This is a genomic window from Hyphomicrobium sp. DY-1, assembly GCF_047497105.1.
Taxonomy (GTDB): domain Bacteria; phylum Pseudomonadota; class Alphaproteobacteria; order Rhizobiales; family Hyphomicrobiaceae; genus Hyphomicrobium_B.
The window spans coordinates 4580625-4595624 of record NZ_CP134870.1 but is presented as its reverse complement, the minus strand read 5'-3'; the positions used below and the strand labels follow the sequence as shown (position 1 = coordinate 4595624).

Annotated in this window: 27 protein-coding genes; 6 read left to right on the top strand and 21 right to left on the bottom strand. The window is 62.2% G+C overall.

The window, feature by feature from the left end; genetic code table 11:
- Positions 1-4: 4 nt before the first annotated feature.
- The 21 genes from RLW41_RS22415 to RLW41_RS22315 form a co-directional block, all read right to left on the bottom strand.
- Positions 5-229 (bottom strand): hypothetical protein, encoded by a 225-nt coding sequence (locus RLW41_RS22415; RefSeq protein ID WP_414462951.1) that lies wholly within the window; start codon positions 227-229, stop codon positions 5-7.
- The gene (locus RLW41_RS22410) at positions 177-686 is read right to left on the bottom strand and encodes a hypothetical protein (RefSeq protein ID WP_414462950.1); all 510 of its coding nucleotides are present in this window, start codon (positions 684-686) and stop codon (positions 177-179) included. Before RLW41_RS22410 ends, RLW41_RS22415 begins: the two co-directional genes overlap by 53 nt.
- Complete coding sequence (locus RLW41_RS22405) at positions 683-2260, bottom strand: hypothetical protein (protein ID WP_414462949.1); 1578 nt, start codon at positions 2258-2260, stop codon at positions 683-685. The genes RLW41_RS22410 and RLW41_RS22405 overlap by 4 nt, the downstream gene beginning before the upstream one ends.
- Positions 2257-2646 carry an ASCH domain-containing protein gene (locus tag RLW41_RS22400; RefSeq protein WP_414462948.1) on the bottom strand — a complete coding sequence of 130 codons (390 nt, stop codon included), beginning with the start codon at positions 2644-2646 and terminating at the stop codon, positions 2257-2259. The genes RLW41_RS22405 and RLW41_RS22400 overlap by 4 nt, the downstream gene beginning before the upstream one ends.
- Positions 2647-2889: 243 nt before the next feature.
- Complete coding sequence (locus tag RLW41_RS22395; protein ID WP_414462947.1) at positions 2890-3564, bottom strand: hypothetical protein; 675 nt, start codon at positions 3562-3564, stop codon at positions 2890-2892.
- A gap of 20 nt (positions 3565-3584) precedes the next feature.
- Complete coding sequence (locus tag RLW41_RS22390) at positions 3585-4040, bottom strand: hypothetical protein (RefSeq protein WP_414462946.1); 456 nt, start codon at positions 4038-4040, stop codon at positions 3585-3587.
- A gap of 3 nt (positions 4041-4043) precedes the next feature.
- The gene (locus tag RLW41_RS22385; protein WP_414462945.1) at positions 4044-5909 is read right to left on the bottom strand and encodes a hypothetical protein; all 1866 of its coding nucleotides are present in this window, start codon (positions 5907-5909) and stop codon (positions 4044-4046) included.
- 145 nt (positions 5910-6054) lie between these two features.
- Complete coding sequence (locus tag RLW41_RS22380) at positions 6055-6333, bottom strand: hypothetical protein (protein WP_414462944.1); 279 nt, start codon at positions 6331-6333, stop codon at positions 6055-6057.
- Complete coding sequence (locus RLW41_RS22375) at positions 6330-6755, bottom strand: DUF3310 domain-containing protein (RefSeq protein ID WP_414462943.1); 426 nt, start codon at positions 6753-6755, stop codon at positions 6330-6332. Before RLW41_RS22375 ends, RLW41_RS22380 begins: the two co-directional genes overlap by 4 nt.
- A 2-nt stretch (positions 6756-6757) precedes the next feature.
- Positions 6758-6997: a hypothetical protein gene (locus RLW41_RS22370; protein ID WP_414462942.1), complete on the bottom strand. Its 240-nt coding sequence runs from the start codon at positions 6995-6997 to the stop codon at positions 6758-6760.
- Positions 6994-7143 carry a hypothetical protein gene (locus RLW41_RS22365; protein WP_414462941.1) on the bottom strand — a complete coding sequence of 50 codons (150 nt, stop codon included), beginning with the start codon at positions 7141-7143 and terminating at the stop codon, positions 6994-6996. Before RLW41_RS22365 ends, RLW41_RS22370 begins: the two co-directional genes overlap by 4 nt.
- Complete coding sequence (locus RLW41_RS22360) at positions 7130-7579, bottom strand: hypothetical protein (RefSeq protein WP_414462940.1); 450 nt, start codon at positions 7577-7579, stop codon at positions 7130-7132. Before RLW41_RS22360 ends, RLW41_RS22365 begins: the two co-directional genes overlap by 14 nt.
- Positions 7580-7668: 89 nt before the next feature.
- Positions 7669-8046, bottom strand: coding sequence for a hypothetical protein (locus RLW41_RS22355; protein WP_414462939.1), 378 nt, complete (start codon positions 8044-8046; stop codon positions 7669-7671).
- A gap of 67 nt (positions 8047-8113) precedes the next feature.
- Positions 8114-9190, bottom strand: a complete 1077-nt coding sequence (locus RLW41_RS22350) for a toprim domain-containing protein (RefSeq protein WP_414462938.1) — start codon at positions 9188-9190, stop codon at positions 8114-8116.
- Positions 9187-9546, bottom strand: a complete 360-nt coding sequence (locus RLW41_RS22345; protein WP_414462937.1) for a hypothetical protein — start codon at positions 9544-9546, stop codon at positions 9187-9189. The genes RLW41_RS22350 and RLW41_RS22345 overlap by 4 nt, the downstream gene beginning before the upstream one ends.
- Entirely contained in the window at positions 9546-9779 is a 234-nt protein-coding gene (locus tag RLW41_RS22340; protein ID WP_414462936.1) for a hypothetical protein, read from the bottom strand. The genes RLW41_RS22345 and RLW41_RS22340 overlap by 1 nt, the downstream gene beginning before the upstream one ends.
- A gap of 3 nt (positions 9780-9782) precedes the next feature.
- Complete coding sequence (locus tag RLW41_RS22335; RefSeq protein WP_414462935.1) at positions 9783-9935, bottom strand: hypothetical protein; 153 nt, start codon at positions 9933-9935, stop codon at positions 9783-9785.
- The gene (locus tag RLW41_RS22330) at positions 9935-11425 is read right to left on the bottom strand and encodes a hypothetical protein (protein WP_414462934.1); all 1491 of its coding nucleotides are present in this window, start codon (positions 11423-11425) and stop codon (positions 9935-9937) included. Before RLW41_RS22330 ends, RLW41_RS22335 begins: the two co-directional genes overlap by 1 nt.
- Positions 11425-11781 (bottom strand): hypothetical protein, encoded by a 357-nt coding sequence (locus RLW41_RS22325; RefSeq protein WP_414462933.1) that lies wholly within the window; start codon positions 11779-11781, stop codon positions 11425-11427. The genes RLW41_RS22330 and RLW41_RS22325 overlap by 1 nt, the downstream gene beginning before the upstream one ends.
- Positions 11778-12206, bottom strand: a complete 429-nt coding sequence (locus RLW41_RS22320) for a hypothetical protein (RefSeq protein ID WP_414462932.1) — start codon at positions 12204-12206, stop codon at positions 11778-11780. The genes RLW41_RS22325 and RLW41_RS22320 overlap by 4 nt, the downstream gene beginning before the upstream one ends.
- 80 nt (positions 12207-12286) lie before the next feature.
- Positions 12287-12553: a hypothetical protein gene (locus RLW41_RS22315; protein ID WP_414462931.1), complete on the bottom strand. Its 267-nt coding sequence runs from the start codon at positions 12551-12553 to the stop codon at positions 12287-12289.
- A gap of 190 nt (positions 12554-12743) precedes the next feature.
- Between RLW41_RS22315 and RLW41_RS22310 the strand changes: the two genes are divergently transcribed.
- The 6 genes from RLW41_RS22310 (at position 12744) to RLW41_RS22285 (ending at position 14946) form a co-directional block, all read left to right on the top strand.
- Positions 12744-13301, top strand: a complete 558-nt coding sequence (locus tag RLW41_RS22310; protein ID WP_414462930.1) for a hypothetical protein — start codon at positions 12744-12746, stop codon at positions 13299-13301.
- A gap of 254 nt (positions 13302-13555) precedes the next feature.
- Positions 13556-13684 (top strand): hypothetical protein, encoded by a 129-nt coding sequence (locus RLW41_RS22305; RefSeq protein WP_414462929.1) that lies wholly within the window; start codon positions 13556-13558, stop codon positions 13682-13684.
- Positions 13681-13968, top strand: a complete 288-nt coding sequence (locus RLW41_RS22300) for a hypothetical protein (RefSeq protein ID WP_414462928.1) — start codon at positions 13681-13683, stop codon at positions 13966-13968. The genes RLW41_RS22305 and RLW41_RS22300 overlap by 4 nt, the downstream gene beginning before the upstream one ends.
- Complete coding sequence (locus tag RLW41_RS22295; protein ID WP_414462927.1) at positions 13965-14342, top strand: hypothetical protein; 378 nt, start codon at positions 13965-13967, stop codon at positions 14340-14342. The genes RLW41_RS22300 and RLW41_RS22295 overlap by 4 nt, the downstream gene beginning before the upstream one ends.
- The gene (locus RLW41_RS22290) at positions 14339-14659 is read left to right on the top strand and encodes a hypothetical protein (protein ID WP_414462926.1); all 321 of its coding nucleotides are present in this window, start codon (positions 14339-14341) and stop codon (positions 14657-14659) included. The genes RLW41_RS22295 and RLW41_RS22290 overlap by 4 nt, the downstream gene beginning before the upstream one ends.
- A complete protein-coding gene (locus RLW41_RS22285; protein WP_414462925.1) occupies positions 14656-14946 on the top strand; it encodes a hypothetical protein in 291 nt (96 codons plus the stop codon). Before RLW41_RS22290 ends, RLW41_RS22285 begins: the two co-directional genes overlap by 4 nt.
- Positions 14947-15000: the final 54 nt, after the last annotated feature.

Genomic DNA, 15000 nt, shown 5'->3' with positions numbered 1-15000 from the left:
AGGATCAGCCCCCGAACAGTTTTTTTAGATCGTCGTCGAGAAACGACAGGAAGCCAGACCCGCCGTTGGCGACCTTCTGCTGGCCGGCGAGCACCTTGTCGGCGTCGGCGCTCTGCTGCGCGATCGTCGCCGCCTGGGTGGCTTGCGCTTGAGCTGCTGCCCGTTGCGCGCCGATTTCAGCACCGCTCGGTCCTGTCCGAATGCCTACGAGCTTCGCCACTGTCGACATGTTCGCGCCTCCACTGATGATGGTCGCCGAGGACCACATCCGATTTGACGAAGCCCAGAAGCTTCGCGAGCCGTTCGCCCTGATCGTTGTCCGGCCGGACGAAGCACATCGCCGGCGGCCGGATGCCAAACATCGCCCGCGCGAAGCGGACGAGGGCCAGCAAGAGCGGCGGTGCGAGACCGCCAGGCCGGACGACGAACCAGGCTTCCAGCTCGCCGCTCGGCCACGTGGCGCCGCCGACGAGAGCGAACGGCGCGGGATCATCTGGCGTCTCAAACAGGGCGTAGCTTTCCGAGAGCGCCATCTGGGCCTGGACGGCATGATAGGGCGAGCGTTCGGGTGATAACCGGCGACCCGGTACGGGCTTGAGGGCAGGGAGGGCGAGACGGCGATCGGCAGGTGCAAGCGCGTGCATGGCGATGAGGTGGCCGGGCTCGCCGGCTACGACGTGGATCACCACTTCATGCCCCCGTCACGGATGACGGTTCCTTTGCGCGGATCGCGATCGGCCTCGCGCAGGCGGGGATCATCGCCGGGGCGAGGGCGCGCACCGCGCTTCTGACCGACGACGCCGTAACGCCCCTTCTTGCCGAGCAGGGCGTACTGGAGCGCATCGTGCGGATGCGAATAATCGTTCTTTTCCGGCTTGTCGGCAGTGCGCTCGGAATTGCCGACGCGCTCTTTGTGGTAGCGGTAATGCGACGCGAAGCCCTTGCGGATGATCCGACAGCGTGGCGAAACGACGAGGGCAGGGGTGTCACCGTCGATCATGTAGGTGAGCTCGTCGCGTACGGCATCGAGACGCGGCTCGAGTTCGTTCGTTTCGGTCGGAAGCACGGGCATGCCCATTTCCAACATCACGCGCTCAGCCCAAGCGAGCTCGCCGCTTTCTTCATCCGAACCAGAAAACCCAGCGGGGTCGGAATACATCGAACCGATCTCGAGGCGATCGATGCCGGCGAGTTCGGCGAGCTCCTGGATCTCGCGCTTCAGCGCCGCGCAGAATTTCGATGCGCCGCCACGGCCGGGCACGCATTCGCCGAGCAGGATCCATTGGCCGGACGGCTTTTGCTGCAGGATCGCGGCCGCCGGCCTCTGCAGACCGGCATCGAGGCCGATCGTCAGCGGAATGCCTTTCAGCGGCTTGATAACTTCCCGCGCAAGATGCGTGTCGTCGGAATATTCTTCGTAGACAGGTTCGCCATCCATCGACGGCGCATACTGCGCGTGCACCATGCGCTTGATCAGGTTCTTGCCGTTCTTCCTGCCTTTGAAGACGGAAACCTGACGATCGTAATAACCAGGCGGCAAGTTGTGCAGATTTTCCGCCTGTTTCGAGAGGCCGGACGGCTGTTTGTAGAGCGCGAACCCTTCCGGCCTTTCTTCCTCGAACTTGCGATAGAACCAGCTGTCGACGTCAGGCGCGTTCAAATCACAGATGACGTAGCTGCGATATGTCGATCCCTCGGGAAGATCAGCACGCGACGGAAATCGGCCGAGACGGAAGATCGCCTGATCGAGGACGCTTTCCGGCAATAGATCGACTTCGTAAAGCCAGAACGCCGTCGGCTCGAAACCGCGCATGAATTCTTCGACGACCTGGTCGCCGATCGCCGCGAAGAGCGCTTCGAAGTAGACGGTGACGCGCCTGCTCTCGCCGTCGATCTTACGGATCACATCCCACTCGATCTTGTGCGAAGCGTATCGGCCGCCGCCGCCCTTGAAGTCCTGCGTCGTCCAGTTACCGTTCGGACCATCGTCGGCAGGAAGCCATCGCTTCCAGGTCGGGAACAGGTTGCGCTCGAGCTGCCCGTAGGTCTGGCCGATGATCGCGAGCTTAAACTTGATCGTGCCGTCGCGACAGACCGGCATCAGCGACGCGGTGCGGACGACGTCGAAGACGCACACCGATGACTTGCCACCACCGACGGGCCCGAGTAGCGCGCGCACGAAGCTCTTGTCGTCGGCAAGGAATGCGGATCCCACTGGACCCGGCGGCTTGAAGTGACGGACGTCGGGGGAGATCGTCATGCGAGGCACCTCGACACGGCAGCCTGCGTGACGTGGAACAACCCGAGCTCACCCATCAGCGGAACAAAATTCGGCAGCGGCCGAACGTTCTCAAGGACAAACCCGTACTTGCCTTGGAACCACGGACTTGAACTCGATGTGACGACGTCGACGAGGTCCGCGATGCCGATGAGGTCACCACGCTGCAGCTGGTCCCTAGTGGGGACCGCTAGGCCAATGCGCTCGATGAACATCGTCGCCGACTGATATTCGCCGATTGTCATCCCCTTCGAAGCATGGATCAGCAATTTGCCGCGATAGCGCGTGGACCAATCGCGGTTTTCAATTCGCTTAGTCCCAAAGACGATGGCCCATGCCCACGGCTGACGGATCGAGAGCGCTTTCATGCCACCGCACCCCCAACCCCCAGCCCACCGTCCAAAATTTCGCCCATCTCCGGAATTCCGGGTGCGATGTGCAAGCAAAGGGGCTGGTTGAAAATCGGCCTAACGGTGCGGGCCACCACCCCGAATTTTAGTGGGCGCGCGCGTTTTCCGGGGGCCCGCCCGCCCGCGCGCGCGAAACGAAGGCACCCCCCCTTCGCGCCCTCGAGCGCCTGGCCGACCGAAGGTCTGCGCACTGATTTCAGATCAGACGTCATCTTCGAAAACCCCCAATTCTTTCACTGGCTTAGGCTCGGCGTGCGACTGCTCGCCCTCGGGTCGCACGATTTCACCTTCGATAACCCGTTGATTTTGCTCACTCTGCGGCTCGGGTGCGAAGGGCACGTCCAGGTCGCCACCGGCCGTCTCGACGGGCAGATCGCCGATGACCACAACACCGCGCTTAGGCGGCGTGATCTCGATCGCCATGGGCAGCTTCTGGCCGAGGTAGGGCAGCAGCGCGATCGCGGCATCCTTCTGCATTCGCGCCGCCTCGCCCGTCGCAAGGGCATGATCGTACAGCAGATTGCCGTCACCATCGCGCGCATGCTCGCCGTTGGCGTCAAGGCGCGGATGCATCACCGGCTTGCCCTCCGAGTACATGTACAGGCCGAGGGCGCGCGCCAGGTCCGCCGGCGTCATGCTCGTCAGCTCGCCCAGCGTCATCATCGGGTGGCGATACTTCGACAAAAACAGCTCGCGCCATTGCTCGGTCGATTTGTTGCGCGATCCGCGGGGGCGCCCGCCGCGCGGGCCGCTGCGTGCGGGGCTTTCCGGGAGCATCGACGGCATCTCGGCATCGGCCTGGAACATCTCGGCCTGATCCTGCTCGCCATCCTCGACGCGGCCGACCGCCCCCAGCTCGGCCAGGACGGTCAGCACACCGTTTGTCCCGCCGCTGCTCACCGAGTTTCACCCCAGTTTTTAACTGCAAATCCCAGATTGAACGCTGGCTGGAACGCCCGACCGTTCCACCGTTCCACCCTGCGTTCCACACCTAACCAATTGAAAAGACTATTTAATATCACTCTCTGGAACGGTGGAACGATGGAACGATGATGATTTACGCGTACACACGCGCACGCGTAGTAATTCTCGCGCGCCCGCACGCGCCACATACGCGCGCGCGACCGTTCCACTGTTCCACCGTTCCAAATCGTTGAAATATCCATATTATTCAACAGTTTGCGCTTGGAACGCTCGCCGGAACGGTCATCGCTGGACCGTTCCACCCCCGACCCGGAAGTCAGGACGAACATTCCCGTCAGCTTACGGGTCGGGGCGGGGTGATAACCGGCGCGCTGGTCACGGTGGGTCGAACGGCGCCCGCGGCGCCCCATTGCGCGATCGAAATGCATGTCTTAACCCCCTAAAACATCGTCCAAATTAGACTGACTACTCAATGACTTGCCGTCTAACGTCATCATCCCATTGTCGCCGTAGAGCGCCTTCAGGGAGATCAGCGTGCAGCGGCTCTTGACGCCGTTGACGCGCGGTGTGCCTGTGATCCAAAACTCGTCGCGAGGTCCCTGCCGCAACGCTCCAGACCAGACGCCGGCGCCACTCTCGCCGCCCCATTTCGTGCCCTCGAAAAGCTTGCGCGTGAGCGGGTTCTGGTTCGGGATCGCGAGCCAATCGCCATGCATCGGCCGCTTCTCGAGCGTCAGCCCGGCCGAACTCAGCAGCTTGCGAATTTTGATGACGTCGTTGTCCTCGAAATCGTCGGTCTTCTTGAACCAGGCCTCGAGCGCCTGGCCGACCGTTGACTTCGTGCCGTTGCGCCAGGCGTCGACCGGAACCGACAGCAGGTGATCGAGGCACAAGCGCCAGTTCTCGGTCGCGTCGTCGAATTCAGCCATGCCGCGGATGGCCATAATTTCCCGCCAGGGACGAACGTCCCCATCGTGGGTGTGGGAGAGGCGCTCAGGGTTCCAGCCCCTGTGTGCGATCAGATCTGCGCACGTGAGAAGCGTTCCGAACGTGTCCTGGCCGCGCCCGTCCATTCCGGCTTCGGCGAGCTCGCCCTTGAAGGCGCGCCAGGTCTCGTCGAAGCGATGGAACTCCTCGATCATGCGGCGCAGGATCGTGCGCCCAATTTCCGCCAGCGCCTGGCTGTCGTGATCCGGAGGCTTCGCCCCTTCTTTGAGTTTATGAAGGCGCAGCAGCGCGAACCGGGACAGATCCTGCGGTTCCATCGGCGGCGCGTTGATGGAAGAGAAAAGGAAAGCGCTGCGCGCTTGAAACTCTACGCCTTGGTGGCGGTCCCCGCCACGGAGCATGAGGCCACCGCTGGAGGCCTGTCGCGCGAGCTCCAGGAGTGCTTTAGCCTTCGTGTTGTCGGCCTTGCTTTCGAACTCGTCGACAGCGACCGGAAGGCAATCGTGGCCGACGCGCTGATAGATGCCGGCGGCCGTTGTGTTCGTCGCCTGGATCAGCCATTCGCCGAAGATATCCTTCAGGATCTCCTGCAGCGTCGACTTGCCCGAGCCTTTGTCGCCCGTCATGAAGACGGCCGGCCGCCACGGCAGCGCCGCGCCGAGAAACGCGACGCCGATCCAGCCGATCAGCAGATGCGGATCGACCTCGGGCCGCGACCACGACCAGGTCGAGAACAGCAGCTGGAGAAATTTGAACGGATTGCCAAGGCCTTCGCGGAGATCTGCCGGCCAGCCGATCGGGCCGGGGATCCGCGGCTTGGTCGGATAGACGAAGCCGTCGACCTCGCCCGGCGGTTCAGCCTTCTGCGGCTTGCCCTTCGCATTCACCTGGATCATGCGATTGCCCAGATGCGCGAGCAATCCACCGTGACCGTCAGACCAGCAGCCGCGGCCGCGCACTTTCTCGATCGCCGACCATGGCCCCTTCGCCGTCGCGGCCGCGATCAACACCTCGCGCGCCTTTTCGTTCTTCCAGCCTTCGACCTCGATGTTCGCGTCCTTGGTGCCGCGAAACTTCGGCCACGCCCAATAGAGATACAAATGGCGCCCGCGAAACAGCTCGAGCGTGTCGGCCTGGCCGTAGGGCTTCGAATAGCAGTAGAGCTGGCCGATCGGATCGAGAAACCAGTTCGCAGATCCATCGACGCCGAGCGGCGTCACCGGGCAATCGGGCGGCAGGCCGAGATCGTCCGGCTTCCATTGTCCCGGCAAAATGCCGTCACGTGTCGCGCCTGGCTCCGGATCGTCAGCATAGCGCGCAGCCGCAACGGGCTCAGCGTCGGCAATCAATGCCTGGACGCGGCCGACGTTCGGCTTTGGATTTTGTGTACCCCCGGAAATGACGAAGCTCCCCCAAGCTTTATGTTGGTCGCCGCGACTTCGCTCCGCGAAGCCGGCCGCGGCGACGGCCTTGTGTCACGCGCGCAGGCGCGCTTCAGTCGTGCCCCCAACTTTTAGAAATCCGCAGCCATTCCTCGTAACCGCGCTCGCCAGGACGCGTTGAAAGCTCCGATGCTGGCGTGCCTATCGCCCGATCGCCGTCCCGCGCTGGCGGAATTGAGACGTCATCGAAATGATCGCGATCAAAATCCGACACGAGCAGATCGCACGCATCGCAATAAAAGCCACCCGTCATGATCCCAACTGAAGGGTCTGCGCTTTCGTATGTGTCGCTGATATCGGCATCGCACTTCGGACAGTTACATCGCGTCATGCATTCGCTCCTTCCGTTTCGAACCAGGCGAGGGCGAGGTTGCAGGCGTCGACGACGCCATCGAGCGCGGCGCGGCGATCGGAGCGCACCTGGATCAGAGCCGCGCGATGGATGTCGTCGAGCGCGTTGATCAGCACCCGCGGCTTAACGCCAAAATCAACCTGGACCTGGACGACGCCGATCGAGAACGGCGCATTGTCACGCGCGATGAAGTCGATCACGCGGTCGCGCTGAGCGCGCGTCGCATACCACTTCGCCTTGCCGAGATCTTCCTGCAGGCGGCCTTTCTTCGGCGCGCGCAGAATGTATTTCAGGCAATTGCCGAGATGGAAGTTCAGGCCCCAGTCTTCGATCACATCGATGACCTCGAGGCTGTCTCCGTAATAGTGCTGCGGCCGGTTGACCGGATCGTGAGCGTTCATGATTAGAACTCCAAAATTCTGCCGTCGGACGAGACGCACAACGAAAAGGTCTGCGGAACAGCGATCGGTTTGCCGGTGCCGGAAAGGCCCCAGCCCATGCGCGTTTGCGACAAGACATGCCCGCCGCGACGTCCGCATTCGGATTGCCAAGCGGCGTCGCTCCAAAACGCCATAATGGTGGCCACCACAGCTAGGACGCACATCAGAATGATCGCGGCAGGAATTGCGTCGTCGATGGTCATCGCGGCCTCCGAAGTTGCTTTTGCTGGTCGCGCCAGGTCTCGATCGCGTTCGTCAGCAACATGGCGATCGCGACCAGCAATCCGATCGACGAGATGACGGCGATCACGATGAGGACGATGACGATGATGAGCTCAGCCGGGCGCATAGCTGGCACCGATCTGAACTAGAGCCGCCCGCACCTCGTCGAAGGAGATGCAGATATGATCGGCCATCAGCGCCATAAGCTCCGGCTCTTCGCCGTCGCGAGTAAGGATTATTGTTCTTTTGCCTGCACCAGCCATCCAGCCGAGTTCAAGGTGCGCTGACCGTCCGCAGGGCAGAACGAGCAGGCAAACATCGGCCCATTTCATCGCGTCAAAATCAGACTTAAAGCCTGCTCGCGCGATCGGATGGCGAAGGCATTCGCGGTAACGCTCGGCGTTCCACGCTTCCCAGTTCGGATCAATCTCGCTCCAGGCAAAGCCTCTGTCGCCGGGACGCGGATTTCGAAAATCGTAAACGACGTGTCCGCCCGATCGAAGTGCTGCAACGATGTCAGGCTGAAAAGGATTGCGCCACGACGACGCAACGTAAATTCTCATGATAACCCCCTATTTCGCGCGTGTGGCCTTGAAGCCGAAGTAAAACGCGGCGACGCCGAGCGCGAGAACGACGCCGCCGAGGAACAGGTTCACTTCTGATGCGTGCCTTCGACCCCGCGCGCCATGCGCTCGAGGGTGCGGGCCTGCAGGGCGCTCTGCGCACCTCTCAAATGATCCAACGCTGCCGCATTGTAGGCGTTCGCAAACGGGCCGCCCTGGAAGCACTCGAGGCGATCAATGAGGATGCTGAGCAGGGCCTCATGCGTGACGCCGTTGACGCCATGCTCGGCGATCGGGCCGTTCTGAAAGCTAATGCGCCAAGCGCGCGATAAGTATGCCGGTGATGCAGGCGGTGGCGTCGTAATTTGGTATTCGTGGCAAGCGCCGCCGTGCCCAGGCTCATCGAGCACCTCGACCAGCAGCAGGTCATTTACCGGATTGACTTTGTGACCTTCTAACGTTCGCATTCTAACCCCCTTCAGTTTCAACAAGGCCGCGCGCGGCGGCCGGCTTCGCGAAGCGATGTCGCCCGCGCTACGCTACAAGTGCATCGTTCATGTCCTTGCCGCGATTTGAGCGGGCAACGCGGACGACCACATTCTGAGATCCGAGCGCATCGATGCCGCGCTCGAGCAGCTGCTGCGCCTGGCTCTTGCCCCAGTCGTTGTCGGCGCAGACGATCACCTCGTCGACGCACTCCGGCAGCTTGATGTTGGCGAGGTTCGACAGCGAGCCCGCGCACCAAACACGATACTGAGGTGCTGCGATCGCGACGCTCAAACCGTCTTCGACGCCTTCGACGAGGATGAGCGTCTCGCGCGTGCCATGCTTGCGCGCCTGCTCGTTAGCCTTGTCGATCGACAGCCCGCTTTCCCCGCGCCACAGCCGAATGGCAGCGCCGCCGAATGCCGGCCAGATCTTGCGCGCCGGCGTCACCGGCGCTTTGCTGCGGCCGTCTCGCGCCAGATAGGTGCGGTGAATGGCAACGGCGCGGCCGTCGTTGTCGGTGAAGGCAGCGATCATCACCGGCCACTTGCTGTCGCTGTCGGAGTGCCACATCTCGTCGAGATAGCCGAGGCAGCCAAGCGGCCGGCCGAGCGTGCGCACATCGAGCCCGCGCGTCGCGAGATACGTCGCAGCCAGCGTGTCGTTGAAGGGCAGCTTCTTCGCATCGAGATAAATCGCCTTTGCTCGCCTCTGCGCCTTCTCGAGGCGCGCAGCGGCTTCTTTCGCCCGGCGTTCCGCGTCGACTTTTGCGGCGTGAATACGGGTCTGGACTTGCGCCGGCGCCGCACCCTCGATGCCGAGCCAGGCGCGAGCAAATCTCATCGTCTCGCGGACGTCCTGCTTCATTGACGGAAAGCCGTTGACGTAGGCGATGAGGTCGAAGACGTCGCCGGCGTCGCCTGTCGCGAAATCCTTCCATGCGCCAGGAACACCTGTCAGGCCGATGCCGAGCGACGGCTTATCGTCAGCCCGCGTCGGATTGCTGGCCAACCACCATTTGCCGGAGCGAGATCCTTGCGGGCAAAGCGCGCGCGCTAAAGGTTCGATCTGCGTCTGCAGCATCGCCTTGATCTCGGACATCGATGGGCCGCGCGCTTCGCTCATTGTCGGCTCCAGGCCGCTTTCTTCGCGGCGTCAGCGATTTGGGCCTTGGCTTTTTCAGTCATGATTGGCCGGATGAGCAAACCGCCGCGCTCGACGTGCTCACGCTCGCCAGGTTTCAGCGACGCACGTTCCTCGTCAGTCGGTCGATACCATTCCCAGGTCGGCTTTAGTCCGGGGAACACGCGATAAAATGAACTTTCCATCCAACCCCGGCACGGCGATGGAGCTCGGCAACCAAGCATAAACGGCGTCACGCCTTCGTCGCGATCCACCGTACAAATGATGTGCAAGCACTCCTTGCACTGATAGAGATTGAGCCGCGGAGCGGCCTCGTCTGCGTCTTTCACTTCACTCATCAGACGTACTTCTTCCCTCTAGCAAGCCACTCGGGCACGTAGACCGAGAGCGTCTCCGTTCTCTTGTCGACGGGGCCAAGCTGGATTTTCGAAAGCGGCAACCAGAAATCGCCGCCGGCGTCGCGCAGCAGCACGGCCTTGCCGCTCGGCGCGTATCGGACGACGCGGCACATCGGATATTCCGTGAGCCCCGCGAATTCGCTGTCGCTGTTGTGGGCGTACTTGAAGGCCATCGCTCAGCCCTCCGCCAACTTCGTGACGGCGCGGGCGTATCGCGCGCGCAGCACGGATGACGCGGCAGCCTGCGCGGTTTTCTTCGCCTGCAGCTCGAGCTGCTCGATGCGGTGTCGTGCAAGATCCTGGGCGCGCAAACGATCGATGACGTGCATCACGAGGCCTCCTTTGCGATCTGAAGACGCTTCAATGCGACGCCGGCGTAATGCGGCACGCCGCCGGCGAGATGCAGCTTGACCTTCGACACGGTCGGGAACAGCGAATGAAATGCTTCCTCGCTGCAGGCGCGTTCCTGCGCCCACGCTTTGTAACGCTGATAGACCTGCGCGGCGTCGATCCACGAACCTTGCTGCGGCACGAGACACGCAGCGACGAAGCCATTGAGGCCATGCAGGAGATTGATCAGCTCGCTGTTGTCGACGGGCCGGTCTGGCGCTTCGCGCACCGACTGGATCTCTTCTTCGGTCGGCTTGCGATGCGTGACGGCGCGCAAGGCCGAGACATTCTGATCAGCAAGCGTGTCGATCGGGATCAGCGGCGTCGGCGCGGGAGCTGGCGCAGCCTGCGCACCGTGCTGGCCGTACAGGTTCACCGTGATCGGCGCGCCGTGCTGGTGTTGCTCGGAAGGGTTGCTCGCCGGCGTTAGCTGGGGCCGGTTTAGGCCGTCAGCCCCGGCAGAGGTATGAACTCCCGCCGGCGAGCCTTGAGGGACACCACCACGTCCACGCGCTACAAAATTGTCCCCATGCTGAGATCTCAATGCCAAGTTGTCGCCCTCAGCATGGGGGCCGCCGACGGACGATTGCAGCGTTCCTGCGGCGGAATTCGATTGATGCGTAAGGCGCGGCGGGCCGAAATCCCACTCGTCGATCGCCGACTTCGGGGGCTCCGGGTCGGCCCACTTCTCGCCGATGCGGAACAGCCACGGCCCGCACGTTCCGACGAACTCGAGCGCGAAGACGACGAAGATCTCAAACCAGAAGATCACGTCATCACGCGAGGCCTGCACTGGCTTGCCGGAAACGATCGAGCCGATCGCCGAACCAAAAGAGCGCGCGACGCTATAGGGCGCATTGCTGTCGGCGAGTTGAGGCGCATTGCCGAGCTGCGCGACGAGGCCGGGAATTTCGCCGTCAAGTTCAGCCACACGCTTTGCGTTGGCCAGCTCCTTCCGGAACCCCGTGCACAGCGGTCCGACGCCGCTTTCGCATTCGAGATGCTCGTCAGCCTCGATCGCCGCGATCGTGCGTACCCCATCCGGGTACATTGCAGCGATGCGTTCGCGTTCGCCTTTCGCCTGCGCCAGTTGCTCGGCAACGGTGTTGTGCGTGTTTGCTGCGGTGTCGAGGCCTGTCGCGCCTTGCGAAAGATTGATGCCGATCGTCTGCCATCCGCACCATTGCCCTAGGATCAGCTGCAGGACGACCATGATCGTCAACGCGCTGCGGCGAACGCCCGTTGCCTTTTCCAGCTCATGCGCGGCATAGGCGCCGAGCATCGCCATCGAGACGAAGGCGAGCGCCAGCGGAAAGCCGCCCGTCTTCAATCCGGTGCTGAAATTCAATATCGAGACGACGAGGATGACCGCCGCCCAGAAGATGACGATCGGATGATCTGCTACCTTTTTCGCGAACGAGCGCTGCATCAGGCTGCCCCCATCAATGTGAGCTGCAGCTCATCGAGTTTGCGGTCATAGGCGGGATCGTCGCGACGGCTCTCGATCGCGCGAATGCCTTTGTGAATTGCGGGCTGCGTCAGCCCGATCGCACGCGAGACGGAGCGCTGCGGCCGCTCGTAATGCACGACCGTCAGATAGATCGCCTCCTGCAGCGCGGCCGTTGCGGCCTCGCGGCGGTTTTGATTTCCCCGCCGCGGTTTCTTGACGTCTTCGGGCGCGATGCCGGCCTCATGTGTCGCGACGCCGAGCGCGGCCTGAAAGGCGCACGCGGTCAAGAAGCGATCGGCGTTCTTCGCCAGGCGGCGGAAGAGCTCGGCGCTCATGATGCACCTCGCGCAGCAGGAAACGGCACCACGATGCCGCCGGCTTCGCCGAGCTGCGCCTCTTGCGCCGTCAGCGCCGCGCCGGCCAGCATGGCGAGCAACGCGGTGGCGATCGCGTGGGCGGTGTACGGATGACCAGCGACGTCCGGATCTCCGCGCAAAACGCACATCGCGAGATCCACGGCGTCCTGCAGGCGCAGCGGTTCGCCGATGATCAGCGTCTCGTGCGCCGTTGTCTCACAAACAGCGTACTGACCATCTGCGAGACGGCAGACAGTGAGCGACGGCGCGCGCGGATCGAGCGGCGCCGTGCCGACGATTGAGCACAGCACCTGCGCCAGTGGCGCTTGCGAACCAAGCGGCCGGCGCGAGATGCCGAGTGCGTTTGGTGCGCGTGCTGATGAATGACGTTCTGAAGCCGACATGCGGCAAGCTCCCGATTGAAGCGGTTGGACAGAACGCAACTGAAACTGAAGACGGCCGATCGGGCGCACCGCCCACACGGCTATGACGCGCGACGCTCGTTTTGATCCGCAGACGTCACACTTTGCGACGTCAGGTCCTTGAGAATTTTCTGCTCATGCTCGGCGATCACGCGTTCAAGTGCCGCCAAGGTCTTGTCGAGGTTTCGGACGGTCGGGCTGCGGGTGCCGTCCTGCCAGGCGCGGACGTTGGCCCAGCTGACGCCGGCTTCTTTGCAAGTCGGCGTCCACAGCAGGTTGATCCGTGCGGCCCGTTTCTGAAGTTCGGAAATGCGATCGGCGATTTGCATAAATCGAATTTAGAAATCCAAATTAACGAATAGTCAAGTTGCAAGAAAACATATTCGCACCGCGGCCCGACTTATGCACAGTGCGGGAAGCGAACCGAAAAATACCGCCTCTGCAACTTTTCCCAAGTCGAAAAAGAGAACTTCCCTGGACAACCATGACGAGCAAATCCGCTATTGGCTGCGCGAGGTTATGCGCGCGACCAAACTTAAGCCGACGCCGCTAGCGAAGACGGCAGGCCTGTCCCCGTCGACCATCCTGCGCGCGCTTGATGAGGAAAACCCGTCTGGCCTCGAGCGCCGGTCGATCCAGAAGATCGTCGACGCGTTCGGGTATCCTTGGCCTCAGAGCTACGGCGGCCAGAGCCCGGCAAAGCCTGACGAATTCATTCCAGGGTTTTCGGAAGAGGAAATGGCGCTGGCCTCCCCGAAGGACGCCGACACGCCCCTGTCTCCGACCCAGGCCGACTGGCAGATCAAGAGCCGCGTGCTCGAGCTGGCGGGCTATCTGCCGGGCGACTTCGTGCGGGCGGACAGCAGCGTCATGCCGAGGCCGAACGATATCGTCGTCGCGCAGATCCTGCGTACGGCGCGGCCCGGAGCCGACACCGTTCTGCGCCTCTACGATCCGCCCTACCTCACGACGGCGACGATGGACGATCGCTTGCGAGAGAAGCCGCGGCCTGTGGACAACGTCAACGTGTCAATCTGGGGTGTCGTCGTCCGCTCATGGCGCGTGCGCGGCTATTAATTTTTTGTATACCAACATTTTTTAGACTGATCGGCGCCACTTTTGCGCACCGCTTGTGGCGCTCATCACCCGCAAAATTTGCACAAATGCAATTTTCAGATTGCAGTAATCGTATTTTGAATTAGCTTCTGTGCTGTCACCTATTCCCCACTTCGGTGATGCAGCCGCCGCGTGAAGGTCACCTCGCAGTCCCTAACTACCTTCTTCCCGGCGCGGCGGCTGGATTTTTTTAAGCAGCCTGGAGCGTTTCGTCCATGAGCAGCATTCTCGATTTTGCTGATGCCTACCCTGGTTTTTTTATTCTTCTGATGATCGCCGTCTCGATCGGCATCGGACTAGCCATCGCTTTTTTGTCCGACTACGCCGATCGGAGGCGCGGATGACACATCCTCGCGATCATGGCGGCATGCTCCGCCGGCGCCGTAACGATCCGCCCGAGCTGCCGCGCAAGTGTTTCTCAGTCCGCGCCCGCGTCGCCGGCACCGACATCCAGCGCACCGCAACGTTCCGCGCACTGAACGCCACGCACGCCGAAGCTATGGCGCTCGACGCTTTCCCCGATTGCTTTTTCGCCATCGCCACCGAGGTCGACGCGGTCCGCGGCTTTCCGCTTTCCGCCGACCAAATCGCGCTCCGCGAACAGCTCAAAGAGGCCAGCAAGGCATGACGTCACAATGCAAAACGGCCGGCCCGTGGTTTGCCGAAGGACCCGATGAGTTTGGCGATTTCAACATTCACCATCCGGCAGATAGATTAGCTGTAGCCGCCGTGGTTTCTAACCTTCGGCCGCCCAGCGAGGTTGCTGCCAACGCCGCGTTTATTGTTCGAGCCGAGAATAGCTTTCAATTGCTGATCGAGGCGCTCGAGGACGCAAAAGCCCACATCGAAGCGGACTTGGCGGAGCATCTGCTTTGCTGCTCGGTAATTCGCGATGGCGTGCCGGACAGGTCCACAATGAGAGACGAGGACGTCGAACGTGCAGCGTATCTCGAAGGCATAATCTCGAGAGCGCACGATGCTCTCACGGAGGCCAGCAAATGAGGCGTTCTTTAACAGCCGCCGACGTCGGCCGTGAATTTGGGCGCACCGCCGAGTGGGTGCATGCGAATTGGCGCGAGCTCGTCAAGGAGAAGAAGATCCCGGCGCCGATCCTCGAGAGCGGGCACGTCACCTGGTCCGCGGCGCAGTTCTACGCCATCCTCGATCGCAAGCTAACGGCGCAGCAGCGCGCCGTCGCGGCCGCCTTTCGCATCGCGCAAGACGCGGCGCTGACGCCGCAGGATCTCGACCAGCTCGACGCCATCGCCGCCGATCGCGCCGCGCTCGACCAACGTTTTTCGCATGGGGGCCGGGGATGAAGACCTCAAATTACAAAAAGCTCGGCGAGCTGATGGAATATCGCAGGGAGCTGGAAACTTATCTCCGTCAGTGCGATGGCCCGCTCGTCAGGCGCTTCACGATATTCGACACGACTTCTCCTTCGGACAAGGACGCCGTCGTGGCTGAACTCCGGAAGGAGACCATACTTGAAGATGAGGCGACGGCATTCACCGAAATCCAAGATGCCATTAGCCGCATGTTTCAAGGGCGCCTCAATCGCACACTGAATGAGATTGAAGCGCTCGGCGTCACCGTCGACGACTGATTTTCCTCGCGCGCTCAAATTTCCTCCGAGCGCGCGAGTTTCCCTGCGGTCCAC

What these genes read in the sequence shown, in the direction of transcription:
- RLW41_RS22415 (WP_414462951.1), bottom strand. Translation starts at nt 229, where the DNA reads ATGTCGACAGTGGCGAAGCTCGTAGGCATTCGGACAGGACCGAGCGGT.
- RLW41_RS22405 (WP_414462949.1), bottom strand. Translation starts at nt 2,260, where the DNA reads ATGACGATCTCCCCCGACGTCCGTCACTTCAAGCCGCCGGGTCCAGTG.
- RLW41_RS22400 (WP_414462948.1), bottom strand. Translation starts at nt 2,646, where the DNA reads ATGAAAGCGCTCTCGATCCGTCAGCCGTGGGCATGGGCCATCGTCTTT.
- RLW41_RS22390 (WP_414462946.1), bottom strand. Translation starts at nt 4,040, where the DNA reads ATGCATTTCGATCGCGCAATGGGGCGCCGCGGGCGCCGTTCGACCCAC.
- RLW41_RS22380 (WP_414462944.1), bottom strand. Translation starts at nt 6,333, where the DNA reads ATGACGCGATGTAACTGTCCGAAGTGCGATGCCGATATCAGCGACACA.
- RLW41_RS22375 (WP_414462943.1), bottom strand. Translation starts at nt 6,755, where the DNA reads ATGAACGCTCACGATCCGGTCAACCGGCCGCAGCACTATTACGGAGAC.
- RLW41_RS22370 (WP_414462942.1), bottom strand. Translation starts at nt 6,997, where the DNA reads ATGACCATCGACGACGCAATTCCTGCCGCGATCATTCTGATGTGCGTC.
- RLW41_RS22365 (WP_414462941.1), bottom strand. Translation starts at nt 7,143, where the DNA reads ATGCGCCCGGCTGAGCTCATCATCGTCATCGTCCTCATCGTGATCGCC.
- RLW41_RS22360 (WP_414462940.1), bottom strand. Translation starts at nt 7,579, where the DNA reads ATGAGAATTTACGTTGCGTCGTCGTGGCGCAATCCTTTTCAGCCTGAC.
- RLW41_RS22355 (WP_414462939.1), bottom strand. Translation starts at nt 8,046, where the DNA reads ATGCGAACGTTAGAAGGTCACAAAGTCAATCCGGTAAATGACCTGCTG.
- RLW41_RS22350 (WP_414462938.1), bottom strand. Translation starts at nt 9,190, where the DNA reads ATGAGCGAAGCGCGCGGCCCATCGATGTCCGAGATCAAGGCGATGCTG.
- RLW41_RS22345 (WP_414462937.1), bottom strand. Translation starts at nt 9,546, where the DNA reads ATGAGTGAAGTGAAAGACGCAGACGAGGCCGCTCCGCGGCTCAATCTC.
- RLW41_RS22340 (WP_414462936.1), bottom strand. Translation starts at nt 9,779, where the DNA reads ATGGCCTTCAAGTACGCCCACAACAGCGACAGCGAATTCGCGGGGCTC.
- RLW41_RS22335 (WP_414462935.1), bottom strand. Translation starts at nt 9,935, where the DNA reads ATGCACGTCATCGATCGTTTGCGCGCCCAGGATCTTGCACGACACCGC.
- RLW41_RS22330 (WP_414462934.1), bottom strand. Translation starts at nt 11,425, where the DNA reads ATGCAGCGCTCGTTCGCGAAAAAGGTAGCAGATCATCCGATCGTCATC.
- RLW41_RS22325 (WP_414462933.1), bottom strand. Translation starts at nt 11,781, where the DNA reads ATGAGCGCCGAGCTCTTCCGCCGCCTGGCGAAGAACGCCGATCGCTTC.
- RLW41_RS22320 (WP_414462932.1), bottom strand. Translation starts at nt 12,206, where the DNA reads ATGTCGGCTTCAGAACGTCATTCATCAGCACGCGCACCAAACGCACTC.
- RLW41_RS22315 (WP_414462931.1), bottom strand. Translation starts at nt 12,553, where the DNA reads ATGCAAATCGCCGATCGCATTTCCGAACTTCAGAAACGGGCCGCACGG.
- RLW41_RS22310 (WP_414462930.1), top strand. Translation starts at nt 12,744, where the DNA reads ATGCGCGCGACCAAACTTAAGCCGACGCCGCTAGCGAAGACGGCAGGC.
- RLW41_RS22305 (WP_414462929.1), top strand. Translation starts at nt 13,556, where the DNA reads ATGAGCAGCATTCTCGATTTTGCTGATGCCTACCCTGGTTTTTTTATT.
- RLW41_RS22300 (WP_414462928.1), top strand. Translation starts at nt 13,681, where the DNA reads ATGACACATCCTCGCGATCATGGCGGCATGCTCCGCCGGCGCCGTAAC.
- RLW41_RS22295 (WP_414462927.1), top strand. Translation starts at nt 13,965, where the DNA reads ATGACGTCACAATGCAAAACGGCCGGCCCGTGGTTTGCCGAAGGACCC.
- RLW41_RS22290 (WP_414462926.1), top strand. Translation starts at nt 14,339, where the DNA reads ATGAGGCGTTCTTTAACAGCCGCCGACGTCGGCCGTGAATTTGGGCGC.
- RLW41_RS22285 (WP_414462925.1), top strand. Translation starts at nt 14,656, where the DNA reads ATGAAGACCTCAAATTACAAAAAGCTCGGCGAGCTGATGGAATATCGC.